Here is a 26,691-nt window from a genome sequence, read left to right as displayed (position 1 = left end):
ATTATTAAAAAGAACATCAAACAAAGGCAATAATGAACAACATTCAGGCAATAATAAAACGCACGTTCGACATACTGCTCTCTGTGGTATGTCTCGTCGTTTTTTCACCATTGTTCCTGTATTGTTATTTAAGAATTAAAAAAGACGACAAAGGCCCTGCCATATACAGCCAGGAGCGTATAGGACTGCATGGCAAGCCTTTCCGGATATTCAAATTCCGCAGCATGAGGACAGACGCAGAGAAACATGGCTCTGCTCTTTCCTGTGGCGACAGCGACAGCAGACTTACGAAATCAGGCAAATTCCTTCGTGAGCATCATCTTGACGAACTTCCCCAGTTGTGGAATGTCTTGATAGGCGACATGTCGTTTGTAGGTCCGCGTCCTGAGCGCAAGTTCTATATCGACCAGATAATGCTTCACAATCCCAAGTATGAACTGCTGTATCAGATACGTCCAGGAGTGACTTCTTACGCCACGCTTTACAATGGCTATACCGACACGATGGAAAAGATGCTCCGTCGTCTCGATTTCGACCTCGAATACCTTCACCATCACTCCTTTCTCTTCGACATGAAGATATTGTGGAGGACATTTATTAGCATCGTTTTCGGAAAGAAATTCTGAAATTAAAGAGTGATTATCAGTTTACGCTTTCTATTTTACATGTATGTTGCTTAGACTCCTTGTCGTAGTTTATCCCTACTAGTAGTATGTCGCCAGTATAGTCTGCCAACTTCGCAGGATAGTTCTTCTGCTTTATCTGACTGATGGCAGTGTTTGTTGAGTGGTTGTATTTCAGCTCAATGACGATTGCCGGCTTTGAAGCATTGCGGCGTGGAATCATCACAAGGTCGGCATAGCCCTTGCCTGTGGCAAACTCTCGGTGAATAATATAATCGTTCTTCGCCCAAATATAAGCAATGGAAAGCACGCAGGCAAGCGAGTTTTCGTCGTTATATGACAGGATGCTCGTATTCTCATCATTGGCAAGGTCGATGGCTTTAGCCACGGCTTGCTCGTTGCCGGAAATGGTGGCGGCAAGAAGGTTTTTCGAGTTTTGTATTGTTTTGGCTAATTCTTCCCAAGATGTAGCCTTTATTGCGTTATTCATTTCATTCCCCACCTCCTTGTTAGGTATAAAGCACTCTTGTTCATCCTCATCGTATGCCAGATATCCGAGATGAATCAACACGGTGAGGACGTCATTCTTGCTGCGCACGATGTGCATGTCGTTTGTAAACTCTGTTGTATCAACATACACGCGCTCTCCTGAAATCATACGGATTATGTCATCCTTCAGGCCTTCGAAGTTCATCTGGATATAGGTGACAACGGAGTCGTATGCCCCGGTGGTTGTCCAGTAGCTTTTATAACGGTCATTTTCTATTGCCCTCATGACTGAATATGGATTGAAAATACGTGATGCCTCTCCGATTCGATAGCCGTCATACCATTGTTCCATCTCATGAATGTCCATATTAAATGAACGACATAACTCCGTAACCTCATCGTGGGTAAATCCAAGAGCATTAGCCATTCTGCCCGGATTAATCATGGAATATTCACGGAAGTTGTTCAATGCCGACTCGGTGTTATACCTCTTAATTGGCAGGATTCCCGTGAGATATGCACCGGCAAAGACTTCGTCGGAATCCTGTGTCTTGAACAGGCGGCGGAGCAGCATGACATATTCGTCGAGGATGGTGGGAGCTATCCCCGACATGTCTCCCCTCATCTTCCGCCTGTCGGGGAACTCACGGCAGATGGCATCCCACTCGTCGATGATGAAGAAAAACTTTTCGCCTGTAGCATTGTGAATGGCTGAGAGAATTCTCATTAAGTCAGTTGTTTCTGAATAATCAACGTCTGGGTAACACTTTTTCACCTCAGAAGATATTTCGCTCTGTATGACCCTCACAATTCTGTCCCCAAGCTCAGGCCTGGCAGTGAAAGATGTCACATCGAGATAAATCACGGTGTATTTGTTTAGATACTCCTCGAACGTCTTGTCCTTCTCAACCTTCAACCCCATGAAAAGCTCCCGCGAGTCGCACGACTTGTCGTAATATGCGCACAGCATCTTTGCCGCCATAGACTTACCGAACCTCCGACTACGAGATACGCAGCTATAGCGACACTCGGTATTGAGCGTCTTGTTAATTATTGGAATCAGCGATGTCTTGTCAACATACTCGCTATTGACGATATCACGAAAAGCATTATTACCTTTGTTAATATATGTACCCATAATTATTTCACTTGTTATAGGAGAGATAAGCCTGCTTAGGAATGCAAAATTATAATTTATTTGTCTGTTATCCAAATATTCAGACCATTGCTTCCATTCATTTACGACTATTTAACAAATAAAAGCTATTTTCTCACCACGCGGAGAAGAGTGTAATTGCTAGTTTGCTATTCCATCCCGTCAAAAGCTATCTCGACAGTCTGCCGGAATGGGACGGACACGACCATATCGCCGACCTCCTAAGAATGAGCGAAGCTCAACACCCGCAACCGCGCCTATGAGACCCCAAACCTTGCACGCGAACTCATCGCCACCCGCTACCGCAAGCCCGGCGAAAACGAGAAGGCCGTCTATCTCACCGCCTCCGACATAGGCAACGTCTTGCCCGATGGTGAAGAACCACCCCAAAAGACATGCCATTTTAAGTCCAAAGGCGTGACAGGTGTGACACTTGTGACAGATAATATATACATATTACGCGTATATGAATTAAAGGGTTACTATATAGTAGGGCTTCAATAGAAATTATATAAATGTTGTAATAGCTACTGTCATATCTGTCACATCTGTCACCATGATGACATAAATGCCAGTGTAGGGTCTTTACTTTATGTAAGACCGCCCACTGTCCCTACCTCGTTGCCGCCTTGGAGGAAATAGGTCAGCCATACAAGAAGACCAAGACCCTGACAGCAAGGCAAGTCCGTCTCATCATGCACTACCTTGGTGATCCGTAAACTGACCACCGCATTCAGTTCCCAACTGAAAGCCCTATTCAGTACCCAACTGAATACCGCAATCAGTTACCAACTGACTACCCCATTCAGTTCCCATCTGAATCCCCCTTTCAGTTATCACCAGACAAGAGCCCTTTCATCTCTCCGCTCAATATGAGCAGACATGAGCAAACATGAGCATCCGTCAAATTAAAATGTAGTGCCTTTGCACTGTGAAAAGGAGAACGCCCCTTTACTGGCCAGAAGGAGTCAATTCCCGATCACACAGAGAACTTTAATTTTTTAATTCTTTAATTTTTTAATTTTTAAACAAATGTCTAAAGCTTACAAAGTAACCAAGCGCACGGTGATGTTCGACAAGGACAACCCAAAGACCGTGTACAGTGTGTCACCCGTCCTGACTTCGACAATGCGCCACCCTTTTCATGCACGCGTGTGCGCGAATCTCGATTTTCTGATGTTTAGCTCTGGCTTAGGATGCTCTGGATGTCGAAAAGCGGCTTGATCTTGCAGTGATCAGGAGTCAGCAGCAGTGTCTGTTGCATTACAGTTCCGTTGTTCGGTAGGTTTATCCGCACAGTGGCAATCGTCTTGGCAATCCTCAATACCGAGTCGACGCTGAGGTCAATTTTAGCAATACGTATTATGCGTTTAAGTTCTTTGTAAACCTTGTATGCCATGAAGCAGATGCAGATGTGAGCCTCAATACGCTTCTCCGTGAAGTGGAAGATAGGACGTGCCTCAAGATTTCCCTTGGTCACACGAAAGGCCCGTTCCACCACCCATAGGCCGTGACGGTCTCTGTCTCGTCCAGGATTTCCTGTTTCTTCCAATACTGGACGAGGTCATCCATTCTCTCGATGACTTTCTTCTTGGTATTGGGAGTGACGATGGCTACAAACCAGTATTGCTTGACATTATGGGGTTCCATTGAATAGTCGTGTTTGGATTAAAGACACGCCTACGGCGTCGGCATGTGTTTTCAACCTGTCGGGGTAAATCTCGTCAACCGAACATTTCCTATTCTTGTCGTTGAACTGAATTTTAATACTATTCATGCTGTTCTCCTCGTCTATCTGCGATGTCTGGATAGAGGCGAGGTATATCTGTGTGGTTACCTCCGAGTCGTGGCCCATGGCTCCGCTGATGGCGTGGATGGGCACGTGGCTGGACTGGGCGATGCTTGCCCAACTGTGGCGGGCGACATAGAGGGTGAGGGGAGATGAGAGGTAAGGAGGGAAGGAGTTAAGGAGGGAAGGAATTGTTTTCCGTACTTGGTTAAACTATATTAACCTGGTGCGGAAAAGTGGGGTAAATGCTTGGTGATATGTGTGGAAAAGTGTACCTTTGCAACCGAAATATATATGCAGAGTTATATATAGAATATGTTTTTAGGATATGAAAAAGACTGTGATTGTATTAATGGGTTTTATTGCGGCATCCATGGGTGTTGCCGCTTGTTCATCGGATGACGACAATGGCACTATACCACCCGAGAATGCCGGAAATGAGGAAATAATCGACTCTGTCCAGACAGGGACGGAGCTGACGGTTGACAGCGTCGAGGTGTGGAGCGAGCGCGATGGAAACAGGATTTTTGGCATGATGTATTATAATTCTACGGTGTCGGAAAAACAACCTGCCGTGATTCTCTCGCACAGCAGTTCTCTTACCCACGAGGCTATGAAGGGCTATGCTTCAGCTATTGCCAAAATGGGATTTGCTGCTTATTGCTTTGACTTCTGCGGTGGAAGCGCCAAGAGTAAAAGCGACGGGAAAACCGATGAAATGACTGTTTTCACCGAGGTGGAAGACCTTCGCGCTGTTGTTAAGACAGTAAAATCATTAGATTATGTCGATTCTTCTAATGTCTGTCTGCTTGGAAGCAGTCAGGGAGGATTGGTGTCGGCATTGCTTGCCGACGAGTGTCCTGATGACTTTGCTGGAATGATACTCTTCTATCCTGCTTTCAACATACCGGAGATGGTGAAGATGTTCAGTGGATTCGGTGGATTCGGCGATTTTGGCGGTATGATGTCGATGAGTGAGGCATATATCAATAGTATCAAGGACTTCGACGTATGGTCGCATATCGGTAAGTTCTCTAAGCCTGTCTGCATCATCCATGGCACAGCCGACATGATAGTTCCTATCTCAAATTCAGTGAAGGCAGTAGGTCTCTATCCTTCTGCCACTCTCAACAAGATAGAGGGAGCCAATCACGGATTCAATGCTGCCAACCTTGGCAGTATGGGCAGTATGATGGGAGCCTCCGCCGACTATGACTCTGTTGTCCTGCCAATAGTGGAAAGCTACCTGAAATCCGTCAGATGAAAGAAATAGTGAAAGAGGTGAGTGCATGGATGGCTTCACACTCATCTACATACGTAATAGCCGCAGCCGTATTGGCTTTTCTCGTGCCCGATGTGTTCGGGTGGGTGAGGGGAGACGTGTCGAGCGTCATTCTCGGAGTGATAATGCTGACAATGGGACTGACTCTCTCTACTGAAGACTTCCGCATATTGTTCAGTCGTCCCTGGGACATCTTCATCGGCGCTTGTGCTCAGTTTACGTTGATGCCATTGCTGGCCTATACGCTTACCCAAGTTTTCGGCCTTAATCCTTATCTCTCCATCGGTATCATTCTCGTAGGTTGTTGCCCCGGCGGAGTGTCGAGCAATATCATGTCGTTCCTGTGCAAGGGTGACGTGGCATTCTCGGTGGGTATGACCACTGCCTCCACCCTGTTGGCTCCATTCATGACTCCGCTGCTGGTGTGGTGGCTTGCCGATACAAGGATAGAGGTAGATACGCTCGGAATGTTTCGTGGCATATTGCTCATCACGATCATTCCCGTAGGTATTGGCTTCTTGGTTAACCAATACGCCAGTCGCCACAAGTGGTATGAGGATGTGAGGCAGATGATGCCGGGAGTAAGTGTCACGAGTCTTGCCTTGATAGTGGGAGGTGTGGTGTCGCAGGTGAAGCCCCAGTTGATGATTCACGGCATGGGACTCTTCTTGCTTATGCTTTCCCGTGGTGTTCTGCCATAACACCCTCGGATATATCCTCGGTTATAACGTAGGCCGCCTTTTCCGCTTCTCACTTGCCAAAAAGCGCACCATATCCATTGAGGTGGGAATGCAGAACGCGGGCATGGCAACAGTGCTTGCCACCGCATTCTTTGCCAACGATGATATACTTGCCCGCAATCCAGAGGCCATACTCTGCGTGGTGCCCTGTGCCATCAGTTGTGCCTATCACTCTATCTCGGGCACAGTGCTCGCGGGCTTATACGTGAAGTATGATGAGAAGAAGATAAAATAATTTATCTTCCTATTTTTCGTTAGTCTAAATCTTTTGTAAAAATGGGTAAAAAAAAGGCAAAAGTTTGGAGGATATGAAAAAAAGCATATCTTTTCCCACAAAAGAAATAGTATCTGATGACGAGAAGGGAAAAAAAGTTTATATGTGATGTATGCGGCCACAAGTTTTTGGCTCCGGATATCAAATGGCAGGGGACGCCTTATTCGCAGCCGATGCCATGCCCAAGGTGTGGTAGTCGTCCTGACTTCGACAATGCGCCACCCTTTTCATATACAGGCTCGTTGGCGGAACGTGGGAAGCAGAAGTCGGAATGCCAAGGGAAATGCCGAAAGTGACGAACAAGGCAGAAACGTACCGAAGTCCGCTTCTGTGGCGGATTGCCCCGTAGTAGCGTTGAAGTGTCTGTAATGGACATGGAGCGAAGGGGGTGACACACTCAAGCAACTGAAATTATGAAAATCTTAAACAAAGAGGAGTATATGATGAAAGAAGCATATGCACAAAGCATAGAGTGTGAAGAGCCGTGTGAGGGGAGACTTTCACGCACGGTTCTGTGAGAGGGTGAGGGTGAAACTCCCTTGCTCTACTCGACCTATGACCCGCGGAAAGAAATTCTAACGTTCGGTTACAATGACCTTAAACGTTTGGAATATAAGTTTCAGGTCATACATAAATGAAGCATTCTTGACATATTCCAAATAAAGCTTAATCTTCTCCTGCATAATTACGTGGATGTAATAATCCTCAGGATTGGATGCCTGCTCCATCAGTTCATTCTCATTACGGAACTTGATTGATGCTGGGTCGGTGATGCCTGGGCGCACATCCAGTACATGCATCTGTTCGGAAGTCCAGTAATCGACATAATGGCGCACCTCAGGACGGGGACCTACCAGACTCATGTCGCCCATAAGTACGTTAATGAGCTGTGGCAGTTCGTCGAGTTTGTATTTGCGAATGAAGTAGCCAGAACGAGTGACCCGGGGGTCACGACCGCCGATAGTGACCAAAGAACCCTTGTCGGCCCCTACACGCATGGAGCGAAACTTGAATATGCGGAAATCCTTATTGTGCAGGCCTACCCGCACTTGGCGATAGAAAACAGGACCTTTTGAATCCAATTTTACCCATAGGGCCACAAGCAAAAGCACGGGACTGAGAACCAACAGACCACAGCCCGATGCCACTATATCAAATAAACGTTTTATCATAACGACTTGACTATATCACAAAAATTTGAGACGACATACTCCACATCTTCCTCTGTCATCTTTGTATTCAGAGGAAGCGTGATTTCATTCTCATACATACGATAGGCATTAGGGAAGTTCTTGATGTCAAATCCAAGAGCCTTGTAGGCAGTCATCATAGGCAGTGGTTTGTAGTGGACATTGGTGGCAATGCCACGCTCTGCCATCAGTTCAATCACCCTGTTTACCTCCTCGCGAGTGCGTCCAAGCAGACGCAAGAGATAGAGGTGGTGAGAAGATCGGTGGTCAGCGTCCTCATGGTTGAGATAAACCACCTTGTGGTCAGGCGCAGAATCAAGGTTGAGGCAATCAATCGCCTTATTATACATAGAGACGTAATTTCTGCGCTTGGCCAATATCTCAGGATAGCGCTCAAACTGCACCAGTCCCATAGCAGCCATAATGTCGGTCATATTGCACTTATACCATGGTCCAATTATGTCATATTCCCAAGCCCCGAGCTTTGTCTTGGCCAAGGCATCCTTGTTCTGGCCGTGGAGCGAGAATAGCTGGCTTATGCGATACAACAGTTCATTCCAAGTCTCTCCTTCTTTTTTGGGGACTGTAGGTAAATAATCCACGTCTGTTGGTATTATTTCACCGCCAAAAGGCAAGTTCCAAGTCATGGCTCCTCCCTCTGCAGTAGTGAAGTTCTTTACGGCATGGAAAGAGAATGATGAGAAATCAGCAATTTCTCCCGCCATCTTTCCATTTCTGTTGGCACCAAAAGAATGTGCGCAATCAGCGCTCACAACAACACGTCCTATCTTGGCCTGCAGAGCATTGTCGGGGCGAAAAAGATGCCTCTTTTCCTCCACTATCCCATACACTCTGTCATAGTCAGCCACGATGCCGGCTATATCCACAGGAACAATCACCTTTGTATGCTCAGTGATGGCCTCAGCCAGCTTGTCGTAATCCATCTCGACACTATCCCTCTGACTATCCACCAACACCAATTTGCATCCAATGTGTTGAGTGACTGAAGCCGTTGCTGTATAAGTATAAGCAGGCACTATCACCTCGTCGTCTGGCTTAAGGTCAAGCAGACGTAACACCATCTCCATAGAAGCCGTGGCTGAATTGAGACAAACAGTCTTTGCTGTATGTAGATATTCGGATATCAGTTGTTCCAACTTCTTGGTACGCGGACCGGTAGTTATCCATCCGCTCATAATGGCATTCTTCACTTCTTCCGCCTCTCTCTCCGTCATGTCAGGAGGAGAGAATGGTATATTTCGCAATTTCATAGTCATAACCTTTTATTATTATTATATTCCACAAAATAAGTTTAGATATTCACTAAAAATCATCTGTTTGATTCAGCATTAAACGGTTTATGCAAAAGAATCTTGAATATGCCAAATAAATACCCCCATCCATAACTGAGATGGATAGTCAAATAAATAAATGGCTGATAGAGAATAAGTCCCATTATTCCTGTTTTCACGATAGACTTAAGCGTAAAACTGCATGCCAGAAATAGATACAAGACTAACACTGCCGCATATAATACAGCAACAATCCTACTAATGCAGCTTAAGCCCGCACCCAAAAAGAGACCTAACACAAATACAAGGGGAAAAAATTGTCTGACAGTGGCAGGCGATCCCAACTTCTTGTTAACCAAAGGCTTGTATAAACCATATTGGTAAAACATCTTCCTTACTTTGCGTATCTTGTCGCGAGCATAATATTTTGTCACTATGCTTGGTATGAGATAAATCTTTCCACCATTCTTGATGATACGTCCATTAAGCTCATCATCTTGGTTGCGAATCAACTCGTTGTCATACAAACCGACTTTGTCGAACACTTCGCGCTTGAAGCATCCGAATGGAACAGTATCCACCCGTCTCACTTCATTACACCCTATTCGAAAGTAGGAGTTTCCCATTCCAAACGAACTGCTCAGAGCTTCAGCAATGGCCAGCTCTTTCGAGGATGTACCGCATGGCAGAGTTTCACACAATGCTCCCACGTTATCGGCATCCAGTTCTTTAAGATTATGAACCAAGGCTGAGAAATAGTTTGTGGGATATTCCACATGCCCGTCTAAACGAATAATAATATCACCCTTGGAGGCTATAATCCCCGCATTCATGGCATAGGGCACTATTTTCTTTGGATTATCCAACATTTTGATAAAAGGATACCTTTTCGTGTATGAGGCAATGATTTCTCGTGTTTTATCATTGCTCATACCATCCACAAAAAGTATCTCCAAATCATCTTTTGGGTAATCCTGTTTCAATAGCGACTCTATACATTTTGCAATGTATTTCTCTTCGTTATATATGGGGCAAACAACTGATAACATGGTATATTTATATACATATTATATATGTTCCTCAAATCCGCGGAAGTGCACGTTCAGCTCATGCAGATGCTCTAGAAGCGTACCCAGGGGAGTGCCTTGGGTCATCTTGGCAAATGCATTGACATCCTTGGGGAAGCACTTGCCGCCATATCCAAACTTGCCGTCAGGTCCGGGAACGTATGTATGAGTGTCATTGATATAACCCGAAAGTAGCATACCTGTATGAACCTTGCGCCAGTCACCTCCCATCTGCTCACAATACTCCCTGCAAGCATTAAAGTAAGTCACCTTATATGCTCCAAACACATTGTGCATATACTTGGTGAGTTCGGCCTCTAGCGGACTCATCACCGTGAACTTCTTGCCTACAAAGATTTTGGTGAGCAGCTCATGTGCACCGGTAAATACCATGGTCTGCTTCTTGAAATCCTCAATATGTGTGCGCTCAGTCAGGAACTCCGGCATATAGCATACCTGGTGTCCGGTCTCACGTGAGAGCATGTCGCTTGTACCCGGCAGTATAGTGGTACGTACGAAAACTGGCACATCTGGAAGATTTGAAATAAGCTCTTTCATAAGACTCAGGTCTTGGGTGCCGTCGTCTTCTGTAGGTACATGGATCTGCAGGAAAGCTATGTCGATATTACTCAAGTCGTCATTATAACCCTTTGGCGGGTCGCTGATGAACAGTTTACACTCCGGATTGTTGTGCTCCAACCAATCCTTCAAGGCTCCTCCAACGAAGCCACATCCAATAATTCCAACGTTAATCATTGCGATTGTAAATTATATAAATTATTGATTTATTCTCTATGATTTTGCCTGTTTTTGGTCTAACACCTCATATACAGAATTTTTGCTGATATATTCAGGCACAATATGTTTCATTGTTCTTACGATTTCAAGATCTGACAGGGAGTCGCATTTCTTGCCCATGTCAGAAATAATACGGTTGATATTGTCATAATCATATTCTCTAACTTTGGCAATTCTGATTTTGTCGTGGAAAGAGGGTAGGGTGGTCTCTTCGGTACTTAACACTTCCTCATATAGTTTTTCTCCAGGTCTCAGACCTGTGTATTTTATCTCTATGTCCTTGGCTCCGCTAAGATTTATCATCCTTTTGGCCAGGTCAGAAATCTTTACAGGGTCACCCATGTCAAATACGAATATCTCGCCTCCATTGCCCTTTACACCAGCTTCGAGCACCAATCGGCAAGCCTCAGGAATAAGCATGAAGAACCTGATGATGTCGGGATGCGTGACAGTTACAGGACCTCCTTTCTTTATCTGCTCTCGGAACAATGGTATAACAGAACCGTTGGAACCAAGCACATTGCCAAATCTTGTGGTAACAAATTGTGTCACTCCTTGTACTTTACCATCTTTCAGCGCTTTGTCAAGACTCTGTACATAGATTTCACAAATGCGTTTTGAACATCCCATAACATTTGTGGGGTTAACTGCCTTGTCGGTCGAAATCATGACAAATTTTCCTGTGCCGTATTTCACTGCAAGGTCGGCTATGATTTTCGTGCCAATAACATTGTTTCTGATGCTTTCCGAAGGATTGTCTTCCATCATCGGAACATGCTTGTAAGCGGCAGCATGGAATACATATTCTGGATGGTATTCAGCGAATATTTTTTCCATATTTTTTTGGTTGCAAATACTTGTTACGATTGTATGACACTCTATGTTAGGCCATTTATCGGCCATCATCAATCGTATGTCATGTTGAGGAGTCTCTGCCTGGTCAATCAGAACAAGGCATTTTGGGGTAAACTTGGCAATCTGCCTTACCATTTCACTGCCAATGCTGCCAGCCGAGCCTGTGATGAGTATAGTCTTGCCATTGAGATCGTTGGCGATGGCGTCAGTGTCAACCATAATCTGCTTTCTTGGGAGCAGCTCCTCCACATCCACCTGGTGAAGCATGTTTCCGTTTGTGATGGGCGACACACCATTCCATTCAAATTCTTCGGGCATCATAAAGAGTTTGATGCCATTGTCTGTGAGTAAGTCGATAAATTCTTGGTCGGCACAAAAGTCTATAGTAGATATAGGCGACACAATAATCCCTTCAATATCGTCTCTTTTCATTCGTGAGATGAGGCTACCTGCCACATCGAATATCGGTAAACCTGCAAGATATTTCATATTTTGTCCAGTCTGTGGCGATACGAATCCCTTGACAATATACTTTGATGGATGTTGGCTTCTGACGCTCTTGGCAATACTGACACTTTGTGATTTTGTGCCGTAGATGTAAACCCTCTTGGCGTTAACATTTACGTCTACCACATCGAACAAAGTCTTCACAAGTACTCTGACTGCCCACATAGATAAAGTACCGAAGCAGAATGCAAATAATGTGATCCTTAATCCAGGGAATATCGTGTTATCATGATCAACAAATAGTATCCTTATGATAATGACACACAAAGTACCAATAACATTTGCGCAAGCCAACTGGTATAGGTCAACGAAAGAGGAATATCTTATTACATTTGAGTATGTGTGAAAAACTCGGAAGCCTATCATGTAGAATAGAAGGCATAGCGATATCACGCCAACCTTTTGCCAAAAATAATCCACTATACCGTCGCCACCTATGAAACAATAATAGCCAAAAAGGTAGAAACAGAATAGTAATAAGCAATCGGCTGCAAGAATGCACCAGTAAGGTAATGCATTGCGGCTGAAGTACCAATTGATGAACTTATGTATTTTTTGAATTATCATATTTTCAGATCTTCTCAGTCTATTTTTATATATAAACGAACAGATATTGAAAATATTGTACCCGATTTAACATAAATATCAATTAAAGTTTTTATGGCTTCAATTTCTTGCGTGAATGATTCTTTCTATTTTTCATGAAAGAAGTATTGACTCCTTGTCATAGTTTATTCCCACAAGCAGAATGTCGCCAGGATATCCAGCCAACTTCGCAGGGTAGTTCTTCTGCTTTATCTGACTGATGGCAGTCTCTGTTGAGTGGTTGTGTTTAAGTTCACTGACGATTGCCTGCTAATTAATGGAATCTGTGATGTCTTGTCAACATACTCGCTGTTCACAATGTCGCTAAACTCACAATTGCCTCTATTTATATATGTACCCATAAAGACTTCACTTGCCGCAGGAGAGATAAGCCCGCTTTGGAATGCAAAATCATGAAAAAATGTCCAAACCAACAAATATATCCGAATTTTTCTTGCATATACAATAAATAATTGCTAATTTTGCGGCGAATAAATAAAAGCCACAACAATGAAGACAAACAATAAACATATACTTTGTGTAATATCGGGATTGGTATGTCTTGCTACCATCTTGTCTTTCACTGCCATAACAGGAAATGACAACAGCCTCAACGATGAAGGATACAAACTTGTTTTTTCTGACGAGTTCAACCTTCCTAATGGTTCACAGCCCGACAGCACAAAGTGGAAAAGATGCCGCCGCAATCCAAGCCGATGGGCAAGATGGATATCCGACAGTAAAGATGTGGTATATATCAAGAACGGCAGACTCGTGTGTAGAGCCATACCTAACAAAGACTTGAAAGCTGACACAGCCAAAATGTTGACAGGGGCGGTGGAGACGATGGACTTGTTTGACTTTACCTATGGCAAGGTGGAAGTAAGGATGAGGACAAACGTCAAGAGTGGCAATTCACCCGCCGCGTGGATAAGAAATGACCCTAAGAAACACAAGTTATACTCTGAAATTGACATAATTGAATCGTTCGGAAAGAGGAAGGAGGTCATACAGACCATTCACTCCGGATATACCGTCAACACCAAGAAGCATGGTGAGAAAAACCAGTTCAGGAAGGATATTGATATCACCAAGTGGCATGTATATGGTATTGTATGGACCCCCACTGAGGTAGTCTGGACCATCGACGGAAAGGAGACTGGCAGATACATCAAATCCACGTCAGTGGCAATGCAGGCCAAAAATCAGTGGACATTCTTCCAACCAATGTTTCTGCGTCTTAACCAAAGCCTGTGCAATGGCAACATGGGGCTCTATCCCGACACTAAAGCTACCTATGTTACAGAGTTTGACTGGATTAGGGTGTATCAAAATATAACAAACATGTTCAAATAGTTCAGATTTCTATAAATTTAAAGACAGACGATTATAACTTCACTATAATAAAAAAATATGAAAACGATAATGCTTGTTTTCGGTACACGTCCCGAGGCTATAAAGATGTGTCCGTTGGTAAAGGAATTCCAAAAGCGCACAGATGTATTTAATACTATAGTATGCGTCACAGGTCAACACAGGGAAATGCTTGATCAAGTACTTAATATTTTTGATGTAAAGCCAGATTTCGATATGAATATTATGAGACAAGGGCAAGACTTGACAGATGTAACTGTACGTATTTTAACGGGTATGCGCGACATATTCAAGACTTGTAAACCTGATGTCGTTTTAGTACATGGTGATACCACAACTTCAACAGCAGCCTCTCTTGCCGCATTCTATGCACAAATACCAGTGGGGCACGTTGAGGCAGGTCTGCGTACTCACAACATCTATAGTCCTTGGCCTGAAGAGATGAACCGTCAAATAACAGGACGTATCGCTAAATATCATTTTTCGCCGACTCTTCTATCAAAGAAAAATCTTATTGAAGAAAGAGTTTATGGTGATATTTATATTACTGGCAATACTGTCATAGATGCACTTCATATGGTTGTTGATAAATTGAAGAATGACAAGAATCTATCTTTAGAAAAAGAAAAGAAGTTGTTTAATGCAGGTTATGACGTGTCAAGGCTAAATAATGATAAAAAACTTGTCCTTATAACAGGTCATCGCCGAGAAAACTTTGGCAGTGGATTTATTCGCATGGTAACAGCAATGAAGGATTTGTCTGAGAAATATAAGGATGTCGATTTTGTGTATCCCATGCACCTCAATCCTAACGTAAGAAAATCTATTCATGAAGTGTTTGGAGAGAATTTGAAACGGCCAAATTTCTTTTTTATCGAACCACTTCAGTATATCGAGTTTGTTTATTTGATGGAAAAGTCAACAATTGTACTGACAGATTCTGGAGGTATTCAGGAAGAAGCTCCTGCTTTAGGCAAACCTGTTCTTGTAATGCGTGATACGACAGAAAGACCAGAGGCTTTAGCTTATGGAACTGTTCATTTGGTTGGCACTGATTATGATAAAATAATTAGCGAAGTGTCAATGCTTTTAGAAGATATAGATGCTTATGACAAAATGTCAAAAGCTGTAAATCCATATGGTGACGGAAATGCTTGCAATCGCATTGTCCGTATATTAAATGATGAAAATGTTGATCAATACAAAGTTTAAGCAATATGCAAATAATATTTATAGTTCCATCAATATCCGACTCTCATTATAGGAATCGCATCGTAGAGTTTATAGATAAAGGATATACTGTCAATGTCTATGGATTTGAAAGGAAAAATTCAAACAAAAAACCTAATTTGCCTTATAATATAAGTATTTTAGGCTCTATATCTGATAAAAATTATGCTCAACGTATTAAACTATATATAAAAAAATTTAGAGAACTGGGCAAAAGACATAACCCACAAAAAGATGTCTTTTACTTATGTGGTTTAGACATTGCTATGTTCTTCCATTTTTTTAACCCTGGTTTTAAATACATTTATGAAGAATGTGACCTTACTCATACATATACGAGGTTAAAAGGAGTATTAGAATATATTGATCTGAAAATTATCAAATCTTCCATATTGACGATATTGACATCAGAGGGCTTTGTCAAATATCATTTTAATGGAAATAAACCTCACAATGTTTGTTTGGTGGAAAATAAACTTAATCCAAAAGTATTAGATTATAAAGTTCCTCCAAGAAAACAATTTGATAAGAATACCATTTCTATAGGGTTTGTTGGAGCCCCACGTTTCGATTCAATATATAATTTTATTGACGTGTATTGCAGAACTTTTCCACAACATGTATTTCATATTTTTGGAGGTCCTGTACCAACACAATTTGAAACTCTTAAGAAATACAAGAACTGCATATTCCACGGTTTTTTTCATAATCCTGACGATCTTCCAGAAATATATAGTAAGATTGATCTTGTTCTTTCTACTTATGACACAAAATATGAGAATGTACGTTTTGCAGAACCGAATAAAATATACGAGTGCATGTATTTTGAAACTCCCATAATCGTTAGTTCCCATACGTTTTTGGCTGAAAAAACTAATCGCTTAGGCATAGGTTATGATATAGATGCAATGGACGACAATGCTATTGTATCTTTAATAAATCGTGTATCTGAAAAAGAATTACGGCGTATGACGGATAATGCATATAATATAAATAAGAAAGATTTAATAAACAACAATATGACACTTTTTGAAAAACTTGATTCAAACTTGAAAATGCAGTAATGATTGTAGCTTTGTCATAACAATAATTGCCATGCCCAAAAGGAGTGGAGAAGGAAAAATCTTTGTTAAGACCAAGCTACAAAACAAAACTAACTACATCATTACTTTTTGTATTCTTCTAATCCTCTCATCCTGCATATCTCCGCGTAAAGAGAAGGAACAAACAGCCTTATCTTTCGTAGCACCCAACTGATGGGATATTTATGCGGAATATGGCGTTTGAGGAACAACAAGTAGTCATGGTCGCCATGCACCGGATTATTTACATATCGGTATCTTTCCCTGAGCGACATCTTTCTGAAGTCGGCTATCACCTCGCTACCTTTCTTATGGTCATATTCACATTGTCCGCACACCTTCTCGGTAATGAATGCCGAATAACCATGGCGAGCCACCATCATGGCATAGTCGTAGTCTGCGCCACCATGAATATATCCTTTATAAAATATGCCTACATGACATACAATCTCCTTGGGCACTAAGAGAATGTTGGCATTGGTGATATCCACCTTGAGCGGTTTCCCATCAGGCATGACCTTATGATACTGACTCTTCGACGTATCGACATATACCGACCCAGAATAGGTTATGCGTGTCACATCATTGACATCAGATATCATTCCGCTGTATATTCCCGGCTTGCCAGTATTTTTCATGACATAACGATGAGTGGCAAACAGCTCATCAAATACGTTGTCGCCAATGGTCGTGTCATCATTGAGCAAGAGGAAGAAGTCGAATTCTTCTTGATTTTTCAAGGCCTCGCCCCATGCCAGGCGCATTCCTCCAGCCCAATAGCAATGGCCGTCGCCTTGAAGTATATGCAACTCTCTGCCCTTACATACGCCTCTTACCGCATCGGCAGTGCCGTCGCTACAGGCATCGTCAGTAAGGTAAACAGTCACGCACAACTCTTCGCTATCGTGTGAATGGTTGTATTGATTCTCTGCCCTGAACAAACTATTCAGGCACTTCACCGTCTTTTCCCTGCGGTTGAAGCATGTTAGTATTGCTGCTATCTTTATTGCCATTATTATCTATTTTGCACAAAAGTATAAAATAAAAATCACTTATTGGCAAATGGAACATCGTTTTCCCCTTATTTTAATTTTTTTTATCTCTTTATTTGTCGTAATCATTGTCTTTTTTTATAATTTTGCAGAAAAATAATATATATGAAATCCATTGCATTAGTTGTAATTGCATATAACAGAAAAGACTCTCTACATAGACTTCTGCAGTCATTGGACAATGCCATATATGACGAAGTGAGCATACCATTATATATTAGCATTGACAAAAGCAATACTGATGAGGTGGAGCGTTTTGCCGATGATCATTCATGGCGTCACGGCAAGAAGACTGTGGTGAAACACGAGCGCAACCTTGGCCTGAGAGCCCATGTACTTGAACAGGGAAGGCTGCTGGATGAATACGACGCTATAGTCATCCTTGAGGATGACCTCGTAGTATCTCCATATTTCTGGACATATACCCAGCAAACTGTCGAGAAATATTTTTCTTGCGACAATGTGGCGGGCATCAGCCTCTATTCCTTTGCTGTCAACTACCACCTACGTTCTCCCTTTATTCCGCTGCACGACGGTCATGACGCATACTTTATGAACTGCGCCATGTCGTGGGGACAGGTATGGATGAAAAGACAGTGGAAGGAGTTTGAACAATGGTACAAACAGCACCTCGATTTTCCTTATATGCCCACCTTACCCAAGAGTATTTGTTCGTGGAGCGAAAAGTCATGGTTAAAATATCATACTCGTTACTGTATAGAGACCAACAAATTTTTTGTATTCCCATACGTCTCATACACTACAAACTTCAGCGAACCTGGTACGCATATACGTAAGACCGACACAATATTTCAAGTGCCCATACTAGCTGGCGACATGAAGAATCTCCGTTTACCGGATATCGATGACAATAGCATCAAATATGACGGATGGTTTGAGAACAAGGCATTATACGACTGTCTCCGGCTGAATGAATCGGAATGTTGTCTTGACCTCAACTCCACCAATGGCAATACGATGAACAAACGCTATTGGCTCACTACAAGGCGACTGCCGTATAAAGTGTTGGCTAACTTTGGATATACACGCCGTCCCATAGAGACGAATGTATTGGAAGGCTGCCAAGGTCTCGGTATCTACCTCTATGACACCACGGTCAAGAGCCACTATCCTCAGAACCTGGGCAATCCAAGCTACCTCGCCACCCATTTCATTCAAAATTCATTCCTGTTCATACGCGACTATGGATTTAGGAATTTCTTTAATGACTTCATCCAACTCTTCAAAGCAAAATATTTATGAATATTCTCTTACAGACAGCAAGATTTCTCTATACGTATCTTAAGCACCATAAGGCACTCAGATTCCAATACACAAGTGTCGTGGGCCGCCATGCCGTCTTCGAAGGCAATAACAGCATCGGGTCCCACACCAGCTACACGGGACACATGGGGCGTTGCAGCTATATAGCCCAAGGCTCCGACCTTTATGCCAAGATTGGCCGATACACGTCGATAGGAAGCAATGTCAAGAGCATTATGTATCGCCATCCCGTCAGCTATCCGTTTGCCACCACCTCTCCCGCATTCTATTCCACATTGGGGCAATGCGGCGGCATTAGTTATGCCACCGAAACAATATTTGACGAGAGGATAATGGCAGATTCTAAGAGCGACAGCGCCATCATTATCGGCAATGACTGCTGGATTAACTCCGACGTCAGAATAATATCCGGGGTGACCATAGGTGACGGAGCCGTGGTGCTTGCGGGAGCCGTCGTCACTCGCGATGTTCCCCCATACGCCATCGTGGCTGGTATTCCCGCCAAGGTCATAAAATACAGATATAATGAGGAGGACATCAAATGGCTTCTCGACACAAAATGGTGGGACAAGCCTGAGACTTGGTTCAAGGACAACTGGCGGTTGTTTGCCGATATCAATAAATTAAAACATGCGCTTAACCCTTGACGTTATATATCCCCGCTCTTTGGAATTGAGGCACACTATATACACTATCGCCAAAGCTAATAGCCCCTCAACAAGCAAGGCAAGCATACCATGAAGCGGTAGGCCTGTTATGCACAATGGCGCAAACAATGCCACAACAATCAAACTGGGTATATACACCCTTTTCCAAAGCACCCTAGTGTCAAAACCATATTCCAGTCTCATCACATACTGACGGGTCATGAGGATGAACACCGAGAAGATGATATACACTACCAATAGCCACCAAGCCTCGGCACCAAACGACAACACCACATAGGCTGCAGGTATGGAAAGCAGATAAAGTGTATTGACAAATATCTGATAGCGGCGTATTCGGCCGCCTGCCATCACATATTCAGATATACCGCTATTGAGCGAGTCAACAAGCATATTGACCACAAACAGGCGTGAAAACAACACGCTGTATGGAGGAACCTCGCCAAGCCACAGACCAAGGATATATTCCATCTCACAAAACAATGGTGCACCTACTACAAAAACGACAATAAATGACATCTTTGCCGACAACACCACAAGAGTGTTGCATCTCTCCATGTCACCACCTGCGTATGCCTTAGTTATCTGTGGGGAAATAGGCTTAGTGACGTTCTGAGCTATCAGCATCACCATCTGGAGAACATAGTTGGCTATGCCCAGAGCGGCATTCATTACAGTGTTGAAGAATGCATTGATGAGCATGGCGGCTGCCTGTGAACGGCCCACTATTGCCACAGCCCCGTAGCCTATCCATACCGAGAATGAGAGTATGTCTATATATGGCTTCCGATTCCTTACAATCCTCACCTTTGTTATTTCGCTGAAGTATTTGTGACAGTAGGCCATGAACAACAGTGTGGGAAATCCGGCCACAAAAGCCAGCAGATAGGTATATACAAGCAACTTGTCGGAAAAATGGCTTATGAGCATGTATGTCACCACAACCTTGACCAAGTTACATAATACATCGGTGAGACAAAACACAAAAAATCTCTCCTTGGCGATCAACAAACCGTTATACGGCACGCCAATGAATGCTATTATGGCTCCAATGATATTGATGTCGTAAATCTTTATCACCAGGTCAAGCTGGCCGTCGTATTGCAGTATGTAGTAAATATAGTAATGTCCCAAGGGATAGGAAAGAGCCAACGTGATCAGTGCTATTGCAATGTGAATGACAAGACATACATTGAACGTGCGGTTGATTTCTTCTATATTGCCCTTGCCTATGGCCACGGCAATAAAACGATTGGAGGCGGAAACCATCGTAGTGTTGACCACACTCATGAATGTTATAACACTCGCCACCACTGCTACCAGTCCGAAATCGCTCACTCCAAGAGCCTGGAGAGCATAACGGGTGGCAAATACGGAGCAAAGCGTCGTTATGCCCAGTCGGGCATAAAGCAGCATAGAATTGATTACTATTGTGCGGTTGGCGTTTTTTTCCATATAATGAATTTTGTTCCTCTCTTTTCCTTTTTTTTCTTAGATATTGCCTGTTGCGAAATGTCATTGTAGTTATACCCCAAACCCAATAGCAGCAAGATGAAGAAATAAGGCACCATCTCCATCAGCATCATCACCATCAGGGAGGCTATGCCGAATGCCAATATGACAGCCATACGATCATCCGACATCCATAGCCTGCGCAGCGACAAGTATGACAATGCTATATACAGGCCTAACAGTATTATTCCTCCATGGATTAATGAAGCGAGGACGATGTTGTGGGGTCCTGTGGCAAACGACTCCATGTGCTTGATATACCAGTCGGAATCAACCATACCATGGCCAATTATTGGCGAATCGGCTATGACTTTCAGCGCCTGGTCCCACATCAGCGTACGATGTGTAAAGGTTATGTCCTTCTCTAATACGTCAACCACTATATACACTGCAAGTGGATTGTTCTCAAGTCCTTTGCCGCTGAACACGACAAACGTCTGGAACAATATTACCACCGTCATCACCGACGCAAAGGCAAACCGCTGAAGCTTCTTCCAAGGTATGACGCAGAATACCAAGAACATAATAATACAGCTCAACGATGTCATGCTCCTGATAATGGCAAGCGGAATGATACTGCACAATATAACTGGTATCACATTCAGAAGCCACCACTTGGAATACTTCAGGCATAATATGGAACATACTACAGCCGAAATCAAGCGGCATCCCATCTGGTTATAGTTGTTGCCAAGCAGATAGCCTGTACCATACTTATCGTTTTCAAATGACCATAATTCCGGATGATTTAACATATGCAAGAAATTGGCATACACGCATATCGACAGTCCTATGGCTGAGCCTATCACAACTACTTTCAGACTTCCCCTGTAATATCTCAAAAACATATACATGCTGCCTATCTCCACCACATTATATGTCACAGGCTTTATTTCCTGAGCATTGATGACCGTGCTGCTCACCAGCATCACAAGAAACAAGAACCCAAGGAAGCCATACCTGCTCATCTCTTTCTCATATAGACACACCACCACGAGCGACGCAAAGGTTAGCAGTGTCACACCATAACAGAGATACGACAAGCTACTCATCCCCAACTCCGAAAGTGACATTGATGTAAGCATAATCACCGCCACCAGCATAAAAATGGGAATAAGAGTCAGCTTCTTCAGATGTATCACAAAATTCATCTTGCCCTTACTATTGCTTTTGTTTATTATGCCTGCGTTATCAATATCTTCCTCGACAGCCAAAGAGCCATCACGAATGTCGAGAAGAAGAGCATACCAACCACGAATATCATACGCTTCGGGCCGGCGGGCTTTATGGGCACTGTGGCCGTCTTCAGTGTTGTGAATGCCGGGGTGCGCTCCTGCATCTTGGCCTTGGAAGCCTCAACCTGTGTGCAGAGTGCAGTATAAGTGTTGTATTTTAGCTGCATGTCGGCCTCAAGTTTGTCTCGCTCCGATATGGAAGTCTGGAGGATAATGTCCTGGTTGGTGTCGCAGTAATCGCTGTATTTTGCTATTGATGCGTCATATTCCTTCTTAGCCTCTGCTGCCAGACCCTCATAATGGTTGAGGTCGAGCCGTGCCTTGCTTGTGCGATACTCAATAATGAAGTCCTGTAGCCGCTGCTTCACAGAGTCGGCAAGTATGGCACTTGCCAGACGATCCTGATCCTGTACGGTGATTGTCACCACGTCTGTCTTTTTGTCCACGTCACACGTGATGTTGGTCTTTACCTTTTCCACAAGTTTATAATCGCGCTCCGAAAGCCGGAATGCTTCTATTTTTTTTCCATTGCCTCTTGTTGTATTCTCTTCGCTTTTAAACAATTTAACAATGGCATTCTTTGCTTTATTGAACGGCTGTGTCAGCCAGTTTTTCTTCTGGTGCTTGGTGAGATATGTGTAATAGTCGGTATCCACTGTGCCATCGTCGGTTTTCACCTTGATATCAAACAGGCTGACGATAAACTTATTCGATCCCAAAAGATCGGGGTAGAGCAAGGGATAAATAGCATCGCTGCTGTTGCCCCCAAGATTAATGCCGAACGATGATGCCATTGAGGCGAGACCGCCTCCCATATCATCGCCATTCGTCTCCGGAGCCAGCGATACACTACATTTATAGTACCTTGGCTGTGGTATTATCCACAGAATTGACAGAATTGCCACAATTGGCCACATAATGAAAAACTTCTTTCGTTTCTCATATAATGTCTTGGCTATCAGACCAAGGTCTATTGTATCTTTTTCTTTCTTCTCTTCCATTTTATCAATGTTTAATTGGTTTCTTTTTATTGTCCATTATTTCATTCACCAATTCATTCACAATATATGTGTCGCCCATCGTAATAAGTGGATATGACTCATCAGTTAGAAGAGGGAACAGACGACTGTTGTAGAACAATCCTAATGCTTCCAACTGGGACACACCGAGCCGTTTGGATAGTTTCGTAACCACACGGGCATATTTGTTCCAAATAAGTACATCCAACATATTTCACTCTATTATTATAGATTCAACATATTTCAAACAATCATTAACAACATCTTGACTGACAATGCATAGCTGATTCCGGATCTTCTCGTTTTTCAAACGCCCGATAGCAACATCTTTGGGTATCATACCTGACATATATATCTCTATGGTGTCAAAGACCTTGTCGTTGGCAATGCCGCCTTCAATGATATCATAATTTCTCCAGTCCTCTCCACCAAGTCTGTTAGAGACAATAAAGTCAAGCCATTCGTCGTTGTAAGACTCAAACAAGCGATAGTTATATTTTTCAAACGCATCATCTGACAGTTCAAATGTATTGATTGTTCTAACTCCAGATGGTTCTCTCTTTACCAATATGTTAGTCCATCTCACAGCTTGCTCGTAATCACGGGTCATATAAAAACCACGGCCAAAGTCAAGAGAATCTCTACCTATGGTCACATCAGGATACTCCACCCTCACTAAACTCCCATGAAATAATTTCACGCATTACCTCCTTTCTCTTTTTCTTGCCTTTCCCAATTATTTAGGGTATCGATAACGTAGTCTGCAATGAAAGGTTTACCTTGAGTGTGTAGCATGTCATAACCTTCAACCAACACACTCTGAACCAAATTCAAACGTTGGAGACGGTTATAGAGTTCGGTAGAATCAATGCCTGTCTTTTGAGCAGCACTCTCTATGGCGAAAACCACAAACTGCATTACATCAGCCATATTATCTTTCTTCTCTTCCATAATTATTATTTCAATAGATTTGCGATGGTGGCTATCATGGCGGCTATGGAGGCGGTGCCGGAGATGAGCGAGATTGATTCGGCGGTGGACATCTTCGACATCGACTTCTGTGGCACTACTATCTCACAACCTGGCTTTACCTTTACGCCATGGCCTGCCTTGGCCACATCGCCATTCATATAGATGATGTAAGTGCGGCTCTTTTTGGCTTTACCGCTGAAGCCGCCGGCAAGGTCGATGTAGTAGTTTATGCCTTTGCCTTCCTTGTAAGCCACGGTATTGGGGTACATAACCTCACCGTTTATCTTCACTGTTCCGTTATATACTGGCACGGTAAGTCTGTCGCCTTCGCGCAGTACAATGTCAGCATCTGAACCTGGGTTGGCAATGGCTTTGTCGAGCTCGATGCCTACGGGGTAGAAGTCTGGTATCTCATAGTTATCAGTGCTTGCCAATTGTTTGAGGTCGGATATCGACTTGCCGGACTTTATTGCCTGTGACCTTATCTCGTCTTCACGTTGTTCGCGCTGAAGTTTCATGATTTCTGCCACGCGCTTGCGTTCAAGGTTGGTAAGGCGGCGTTCGAGACGGGCTCCTTGTGGATAGGCCATGTTGCTTAAGCCTCCGGCTTTCTTTATTATCTCACTCACCCGCTCGTTTTTCTTTGACAGGGTATATGTGCCAGCAAAGAGCACCTCGCCTTCTACATACACATTCTGCTGCTTGTAGAAACCTGGTGACTTGCGAACGTAAATCTCGTCGTAGGGTTTCAGGACAAAGCCAGGCTCGCCATCGATGACAAAGCCGTCTTTCAGGGCGAAGGAGAAGGTATGGGCAATGGTGTCGGAAGAGGTGGTAAGGCGCTGGTCGACTATGCGACGGGCCACGTCTACTTTCATGAGCGATGCAGTTTCCTTCAAACCGCCTGCTTGTAACACTAGGTCTTCAAGGGTTTCATTGTCTGCATATTTGTATATGCCGGGATACATCACTTCGCCATGTATGGTCAGAGTAAGATCTTCCTGAAGCTCTTTCTTGCTCGGGATGTATAGCACGTCTTCGTTCTTCAGCGGTATGTCTGCCACGCGTCCATTCATGATTCCGTCGACATCGACTTGTATTACCTCAAGGGTGCGGTCGGGTTTCAGACGGTGCATTACAGCATGTGCCGTGAAGGCGTCTTCGGTCACTCCTTCAGCTTGCTGGATGAGGGTGCGCACTGTTTCCACTTCACCTCCCATCTGGTACATGCCTGGACGGAATACGGCTCCTCGCACTTCTACCATGTTGGAATAGCGTGGAAGGATAGAGTCGACGCTTACGCTGTCTTCGTCTGACATACGGAACGAGCTCATGTCGAACTCTCCCACGTTGAACACGGAATATTGTGTTCCTGACTTGCGTACCACACGTACTGACTTCTTGTAGGCGTCGCCGGTAAAGCCTCCTGAATATTTCATGAGCGAGGCAAGGCTTTCGGTTTGCTTCATCTCGTAATACATTGGGCGCTTCACCTTGCCGGAGATGCTTACAAGACAATCGTAAGGGCCTACTACTATGACATCGCCTTCGGCAAGACGGATGTTGCCAGTCATTTTGCCGTTGAGTATATAGTCGTAGATATCGACAGTGGTTACCTGACGGTTGTTGCGGAATACCTTGATGTTACGGAGCGTACCGATGCTGTTTGTTCCGCCTGCCATATATAGTGCGTGGAACACGGTGGCGAAGGCGGATAGGGTATATGTGCCTGGGGTCATTACTTCGCCCATCACGTTTACTGATATGGTTTTGGTCTGTCCTACGGTGAGTTTTACCTTAGAGCTTTTGTAGCGTGCGCCGAGTGTGGCCTTCAGTTTGCTGTTGGCCTGGTTGACTGTAAGTCCCGAGAGTTCAATAGGGCCGTAGCCTTCAATGACTATTGTTCCGTCGGGTGTGATAGTGCTTTCGATGGTTTTTTGCGATGCGCCATATATGTCTACATACACTGCGTCGCCAGGTCCGAGACGATAGTTCTGCGGTGTGGCGATGTTCATGTTTGGCTCGAAGTTAAGTCGGGGATTGTTGAAGATGTCACGACCGAATACCTTGTTTCTGTTTGATATCTGGTCATCGGCAAGTCGGCGGTACATGGCTTGTTCTGCCATTGTGGTAGAGTCGGGCATGAAATCGTTCAGCTCGTTCTGCATGAGCATGTACTCCTGATCGTTGGTATCATAGGTATGTCTTGTGTAATTGCCGTCCTTTATGCGATATGGCGAAATGTTCTGGTTGCTTGTAGAAGTGTTGTTTTCGCGAAGGCGGTTGCTTTCGCCGGTGATATCTTGTGTTCCGAGTCCTTGGTTTTTCTTTTGTCTTTCCACTTTTTGTCTTACTTTCCTAATTTGCTCGATGGTCACGCCTTGTTGCATGAGCTTTGTGACTATCTGAGATTGTGATGTGCCTTTTTGTTGTTCTTTGACAACAAAAGATATCACTTGGTCGTCGGACATAGATTGTGCGATGGCATTTCCTGCCATCGCAACAATCATAGATATCATGATAAAGAGTCTTTTCATTCTTGTTTGCAATATTAATATATATACCTTTTTATTATATAAACTTATATAGTTTTATTTTATTGTACAAAGGTAGGCAAAA

At 43.6% G+C, this 26,691-nt stretch carries 27 protein-coding genes and 1 pseudogene; 10 read left to right on the top strand and 18 right to left on the bottom strand.

Features of this window, described 5'->3' with window-relative positions:
- Window positions 1–32: 32 nt before the first annotated feature.
- Window positions 33–626 (top strand): sugar transferase, encoded by a 594-nt coding sequence (locus CIK98_RS17390; RefSeq protein ID WP_094386518.1) that lies wholly within the window; start codon window positions 33–35, stop codon window positions 624–626.
- 16 nt (window positions 627–642) lie between these two features.
- On the opposite strand, the gene CIK98_RS17385 is transcribed toward CIK98_RS17390, so the two are convergent.
- Window positions 643–2,250, bottom strand: coding sequence for an AAA family ATPase (locus tag CIK98_RS17385; RefSeq protein ID WP_094386516.1), 1,608 nt, complete (start codon window positions 2,248–2,250; stop codon window positions 643–645).
- Window positions 2,251–2,897: 647 nt separating this feature from the next.
- Between CIK98_RS17385 and CIK98_RS19105 the strand changes: the two genes are divergently transcribed.
- Entirely contained in the window at window positions 2,898–2,987 is a 90-nt protein-coding gene (locus CIK98_RS19105; protein ID WP_141210593.1) for a DUF4248 domain-containing protein, read from the top strand.
- A 461-nt stretch (window positions 2,988–3,448) separates the two neighbouring features.
- Here CIK98_RS19105 and CIK98_RS17375 read toward each other — a convergent pair whose 3' ends face one another.
- From CIK98_RS17375 to CIK98_RS17785, 3 genes and pseudogenes are all read right to left on the bottom strand, one after another.
- Entirely contained in the window at window positions 3,449–3,748 is a 300-nt protein-coding gene (locus CIK98_RS17375; protein WP_094386512.1) for a hypothetical protein, read from the bottom strand.
- Complete coding sequence (locus CIK98_RS18460) at window positions 3,745–3,918, bottom strand: hypothetical protein (RefSeq protein ID WP_172410019.1); 174 nt, start codon at window positions 3,916–3,918, stop codon at window positions 3,745–3,747. Before CIK98_RS18460 ends, CIK98_RS17375 begins: the two co-directional genes overlap by 4 nt.
- A gap of 127 nt (window positions 3,919–4,045) precedes the next feature.
- A pseudogene (locus tag CIK98_RS17785) lies at window positions 4,046–4,216 on the bottom strand (site-specific integrase); the annotation flags it as partial.
- Window positions 4,217–4,385: 169 nt separating this feature from the next.
- On the opposite strand from CIK98_RS17785, the gene CIK98_RS17365 reads away from it, so the two are divergent.
- The 3 genes from CIK98_RS17365 to CIK98_RS18840 are packed head-to-tail and all read left to right on the top strand — an operon-like array spanning window position 4,386 to window position 6,314.
- Window positions 4,386–5,321, top strand: a complete 936-nt coding sequence (locus CIK98_RS17365) for a S9 family peptidase (RefSeq protein WP_094386509.1) — start codon at window positions 4,386–4,388, stop codon at window positions 5,319–5,321.
- Window positions 5,318–6,040, top strand: coding sequence for a bile acid:sodium symporter family protein (locus CIK98_RS17360; RefSeq protein ID WP_253249778.1), 723 nt, complete (start codon window positions 5,318–5,320; stop codon window positions 6,038–6,040). Before CIK98_RS17365 ends, CIK98_RS17360 begins: the two co-directional genes overlap by 4 nt.
- Window positions 6,027–6,314 (top strand): bile acid:sodium symporter family protein, encoded by a 288-nt coding sequence (locus tag CIK98_RS18840; RefSeq protein WP_253249777.1) that lies wholly within the window; start codon window positions 6,027–6,029, stop codon window positions 6,312–6,314. Before CIK98_RS17360 ends, CIK98_RS18840 begins: the two co-directional genes overlap by 14 nt.
- A 199-nt stretch (window positions 6,315–6,513) precedes the next feature.
- Here CIK98_RS18840 and CIK98_RS17780 read toward each other — a convergent pair whose 3' ends face one another.
- The 6 genes from CIK98_RS17780 to CIK98_RS17335 form a co-directional block, all read right to left on the bottom strand.
- Complete coding sequence (locus CIK98_RS17780; RefSeq protein ID WP_141210592.1) at window positions 6,514–6,729, bottom strand: hypothetical protein; 216 nt, start codon at window positions 6,727–6,729, stop codon at window positions 6,514–6,516.
- A gap of 199 nt (window positions 6,730–6,928) precedes the next feature.
- A complete protein-coding gene (locus tag CIK98_RS17355; protein ID WP_094386554.1) occupies window positions 6,929–7,522 on the bottom strand; it encodes a sugar transferase in 594 nt (197 codons plus the stop codon).
- A complete protein-coding gene (locus CIK98_RS17350; protein WP_094386507.1) occupies window positions 7,522–8,820 on the bottom strand; it encodes a DegT/DnrJ/EryC1/StrS aminotransferase family protein in 1,299 nt (432 codons plus the stop codon). Before CIK98_RS17350 ends, CIK98_RS17355 begins: the two co-directional genes overlap by 1 nt.
- Window positions 8,821–8,873: 53 nt before the next feature.
- On the bottom strand, window positions 8,874–9,884 hold the full coding sequence (locus CIK98_RS17345) for a glycosyltransferase family 2 protein (protein ID WP_094386505.1): 1,011 nt from the start codon (window positions 9,882–9,884) through the stop codon (window positions 8,874–8,876).
- 18 nt (window positions 9,885–9,902) lie between these two features.
- Window positions 9,903–10,658 (bottom strand): UDP-glucose 6-dehydrogenase, encoded by a 756-nt coding sequence (locus CIK98_RS17340; protein WP_094386503.1) that lies wholly within the window; start codon window positions 10,656–10,658, stop codon window positions 9,903–9,905.
- Between the two features lie 36 nt (window positions 10,659–10,694).
- On the bottom strand, window positions 10,695–12,629 hold the full coding sequence (locus CIK98_RS17335; RefSeq protein WP_172410018.1) for a nucleoside-diphosphate sugar epimerase/dehydratase: 1,935 nt from the start codon (window positions 12,627–12,629) through the stop codon (window positions 10,695–10,697).
- Window positions 12,630–13,157: 528 nt separating this feature from the next.
- Here CIK98_RS17335 and CIK98_RS17330 point away from each other — a divergent pair.
- Genes CIK98_RS17330 through CIK98_RS17320 form a run of 3 tightly spaced genes read left to right on the top strand, consistent with a single transcriptional unit; the run spans window position 13,158 to window position 16,315 of the window.
- The gene (locus CIK98_RS17330) at window positions 13,158–14,003 is read left to right on the top strand and encodes a family 16 glycosylhydrolase (protein WP_094386501.1); all 846 of its coding nucleotides are present in this window, start codon (window positions 13,158–13,160) and stop codon (window positions 14,001–14,003) included.
- A 57-nt stretch (window positions 14,004–14,060) separates the two neighbouring features.
- Window positions 14,061–15,233 (top strand): non-hydrolyzing UDP-N-acetylglucosamine 2-epimerase, encoded by a 1,173-nt coding sequence (gene wecB, locus CIK98_RS17325; RefSeq protein WP_094386500.1) that lies wholly within the window; start codon window positions 14,061–14,063, stop codon window positions 15,231–15,233.
- A 5-nt stretch (window positions 15,234–15,238) separates the two neighbouring features.
- Window positions 15,239–16,315 (top strand): glycosyltransferase, encoded by a 1,077-nt coding sequence (locus CIK98_RS17320; RefSeq protein WP_094386498.1) that lies wholly within the window; start codon window positions 15,239–15,241, stop codon window positions 16,313–16,315.
- Between the two features lie 101 nt (window positions 16,316–16,416).
- Here CIK98_RS17320 and CIK98_RS17315 read toward each other — a convergent pair whose 3' ends face one another.
- Window positions 16,417–17,346 carry a glycosyltransferase family 2 protein gene (locus CIK98_RS17315; RefSeq protein WP_094386496.1) on the bottom strand — a complete coding sequence of 310 codons (930 nt, stop codon included), beginning with the start codon at window positions 17,344–17,346 and terminating at the stop codon, window positions 16,417–16,419.
- Window positions 17,347–17,490: 144 nt separating this feature from the next.
- Here CIK98_RS17315 and CIK98_RS17310 point away from each other — a divergent pair, with 144 nt between their 5' ends.
- Together CIK98_RS17310 and CIK98_RS19005 are read left to right on the top strand one after the other, a co-directional pair.
- Window positions 17,491–18,648, top strand: coding sequence for a glycosyltransferase (locus CIK98_RS17310; RefSeq protein WP_094386494.1), 1,158 nt, complete (start codon window positions 17,491–17,493; stop codon window positions 18,646–18,648).
- Window positions 18,645–19,316, top strand: a complete 672-nt coding sequence (locus CIK98_RS19005; RefSeq protein ID WP_094386492.1) for a CatB-related O-acetyltransferase — start codon at window positions 18,645–18,647, stop codon at window positions 19,314–19,316. The genes CIK98_RS17310 and CIK98_RS19005 overlap by 4 nt, the downstream gene beginning before the upstream one ends.
- On the opposite strand, the gene CIK98_RS17300 is transcribed toward CIK98_RS19005, so the two are convergent.
- From CIK98_RS17300 to CIK98_RS17270, 7 genes are read right to left on the bottom strand one after another with little or no spacing between them, the layout of a single operon-like run.
- Window positions 19,293–20,789: an MATE family efflux transporter gene (locus CIK98_RS17300; RefSeq protein ID WP_094386490.1), complete on the bottom strand. Its 1,497-nt coding sequence runs from the start codon at window positions 20,787–20,789 to the stop codon at window positions 19,293–19,295. The genes CIK98_RS19005 and CIK98_RS17300 overlap by 24 nt on opposite strands.
- Window positions 20,762–21,997: an O-antigen ligase gene (locus CIK98_RS17295; RefSeq protein WP_141210591.1), complete on the bottom strand. Its 1,236-nt coding sequence runs from the start codon at window positions 21,995–21,997 to the stop codon at window positions 20,762–20,764. Before CIK98_RS17295 ends, CIK98_RS17300 begins: the two co-directional genes overlap by 28 nt.
- Window positions 21,998–22,023: 26 nt before the next feature.
- Window positions 22,024–23,082 (bottom strand): hypothetical protein, encoded by a 1,059-nt coding sequence (locus CIK98_RS17290; RefSeq protein ID WP_094386486.1) that lies wholly within the window; start codon window positions 23,080–23,082, stop codon window positions 22,024–22,026.
- A gap of 4 nt (window positions 23,083–23,086) precedes the next feature.
- Window positions 23,087–23,311: a DUF3791 domain-containing protein gene (locus CIK98_RS17285; protein WP_094386484.1), complete on the bottom strand. Its 225-nt coding sequence runs from the start codon at window positions 23,309–23,311 to the stop codon at window positions 23,087–23,089.
- Between the two features lie 3 nt (window positions 23,312–23,314).
- Window positions 23,315–23,800, bottom strand: coding sequence for a DUF3990 domain-containing protein (locus CIK98_RS17280; protein ID WP_094386482.1), 486 nt, complete (start codon window positions 23,798–23,800; stop codon window positions 23,315–23,317).
- Window positions 23,797–24,051, bottom strand: a complete 255-nt coding sequence (locus tag CIK98_RS17275) for a DUF3791 domain-containing protein (protein ID WP_094386480.1) — start codon at window positions 24,049–24,051, stop codon at window positions 23,797–23,799. The genes CIK98_RS17280 and CIK98_RS17275 overlap by 4 nt, the downstream gene beginning before the upstream one ends.
- Window positions 24,052–24,056: 5 nt before the next feature.
- Complete coding sequence (locus tag CIK98_RS17270; protein WP_094386478.1) at window positions 24,057–26,609, bottom strand: SLBB domain-containing protein; 2,553 nt, start codon at window positions 26,607–26,609, stop codon at window positions 24,057–24,059.
- Window positions 26,610–26,691 lie beyond the last annotated feature (82 nt).

It is taken from the genome of Prevotella sp. P2-180 (assembly GCF_002251435.1).
Classification (GTDB): Bacteria; Bacteroidota; Bacteroidia; order Bacteroidales; family Bacteroidaceae; genus Prevotella.
This window is presented reverse-complemented; position numbering and strand designations above follow the sequence as displayed.

Excerpts from the sequence above, each read along its gene's own strand:
- CIK98_RS17390 (WP_094386518.1), top strand. The coding sequence starts at position 33 with ATGAACAACATTCAGGCAATAATAAAACGCACGTTCGACATACTGCTC.
- CIK98_RS17385 (WP_094386516.1), bottom strand. The coding sequence starts at position 2,250 with ATGGGTACATATATTAACAAAGGTAATAATGCTTTTCGTGATATCGTC.
- CIK98_RS18460 (WP_172410019.1), bottom strand. The coding sequence starts at position 3,918 with ATGGAACCCCATAATGTCAAGCAATACTGGTTTGTAGCCATCGTCACT.
- CIK98_RS17365 (WP_094386509.1), top strand. The coding sequence starts at position 4,386 with ATGAAAAAGACTGTGATTGTATTAATGGGTTTTATTGCGGCATCCATG.
- CIK98_RS17360 (WP_253249778.1), top strand. The coding sequence starts at position 5,318 with ATGAAAGAAATAGTGAAAGAGGTGAGTGCATGGATGGCTTCACACTCA.
- CIK98_RS17780 (WP_141210592.1), bottom strand. The coding sequence starts at position 6,729 with ATGTCCATTACAGACACTTCAACGCTACTACGGGGCAATCCGCCACAG.
- CIK98_RS17350 (WP_094386507.1), bottom strand. The coding sequence starts at position 8,820 with ATGACTATGAAATTGCGAAATATACCATTCTCTCCTCCTGACATGACG.
- CIK98_RS17345 (WP_094386505.1), bottom strand. The coding sequence starts at position 9,884 with ATGTTATCAGTTGTTTGCCCCATATATAACGAAGAGAAATACATTGCA.
- CIK98_RS17340 (WP_094386503.1), bottom strand. The coding sequence starts at position 10,658 with ATGATTAACGTTGGAATTATTGGATGTGGCTTCGTTGGAGGAGCCTTG.
- CIK98_RS17335 (WP_172410018.1), bottom strand. The coding sequence starts at position 12,629 with ATGATAATTCAAAAAATACATAAGTTCATCAATTGGTACTTCAGCCGC.
- CIK98_RS17330 (WP_094386501.1), top strand. The coding sequence starts at position 13,158 with ATGAAGACAAACAATAAACATATACTTTGTGTAATATCGGGATTGGTA.
- wecB (WP_094386500.1), top strand. The coding sequence starts at position 14,061 with ATGAAAACGATAATGCTTGTTTTCGGTACACGTCCCGAGGCTATAAAG.
- CIK98_RS17320 (WP_094386498.1), top strand. The coding sequence starts at position 15,239 with ATGCAAATAATATTTATAGTTCCATCAATATCCGACTCTCATTATAGG.
- CIK98_RS17315 (WP_094386496.1), bottom strand. The coding sequence starts at position 17,346 with ATGGCAATAAAGATAGCAGCAATACTAACATGCTTCAACCGCAGGGAA.
- CIK98_RS17310 (WP_094386494.1), top strand. The coding sequence starts at position 17,491 with ATGAAATCCATTGCATTAGTTGTAATTGCATATAACAGAAAAGACTCT.
- CIK98_RS19005 (WP_094386492.1), top strand. The coding sequence starts at position 18,645 with ATGAATATTCTCTTACAGACAGCAAGATTTCTCTATACGTATCTTAAG.
- CIK98_RS17300 (WP_094386490.1), bottom strand. The coding sequence starts at position 20,789 with ATGGAAAAAAACGCCAACCGCACAATAGTAATCAATTCTATGCTGCTT.
- CIK98_RS17295 (WP_141210591.1), bottom strand. The coding sequence starts at position 21,997 with ATGAATTTTGTGATACATCTGAAGAAGCTGACTCTTATTCCCATTTTT.
- CIK98_RS17290 (WP_094386486.1), bottom strand. The coding sequence starts at position 23,082 with ATGGAAGAGAAGAAAGAAAAAGATACAATAGACCTTGGTCTGATAGCC.
- CIK98_RS17285 (WP_094386484.1), bottom strand. The coding sequence starts at position 23,311 with ATGTTGGATGTACTTATTTGGAACAAATATGCCCGTGTGGTTACGAAA.
- CIK98_RS17275 (WP_094386480.1), bottom strand. The coding sequence starts at position 24,051 with ATGGAAGAGAAGAAAGATAATATGGCTGATGTAATGCAGTTTGTGGTT.
- CIK98_RS17270 (WP_094386478.1), bottom strand. The coding sequence starts at position 26,609 with ATGAAAAGACTCTTTATCATGATATCTATGATTGTTGCGATGGCAGGA.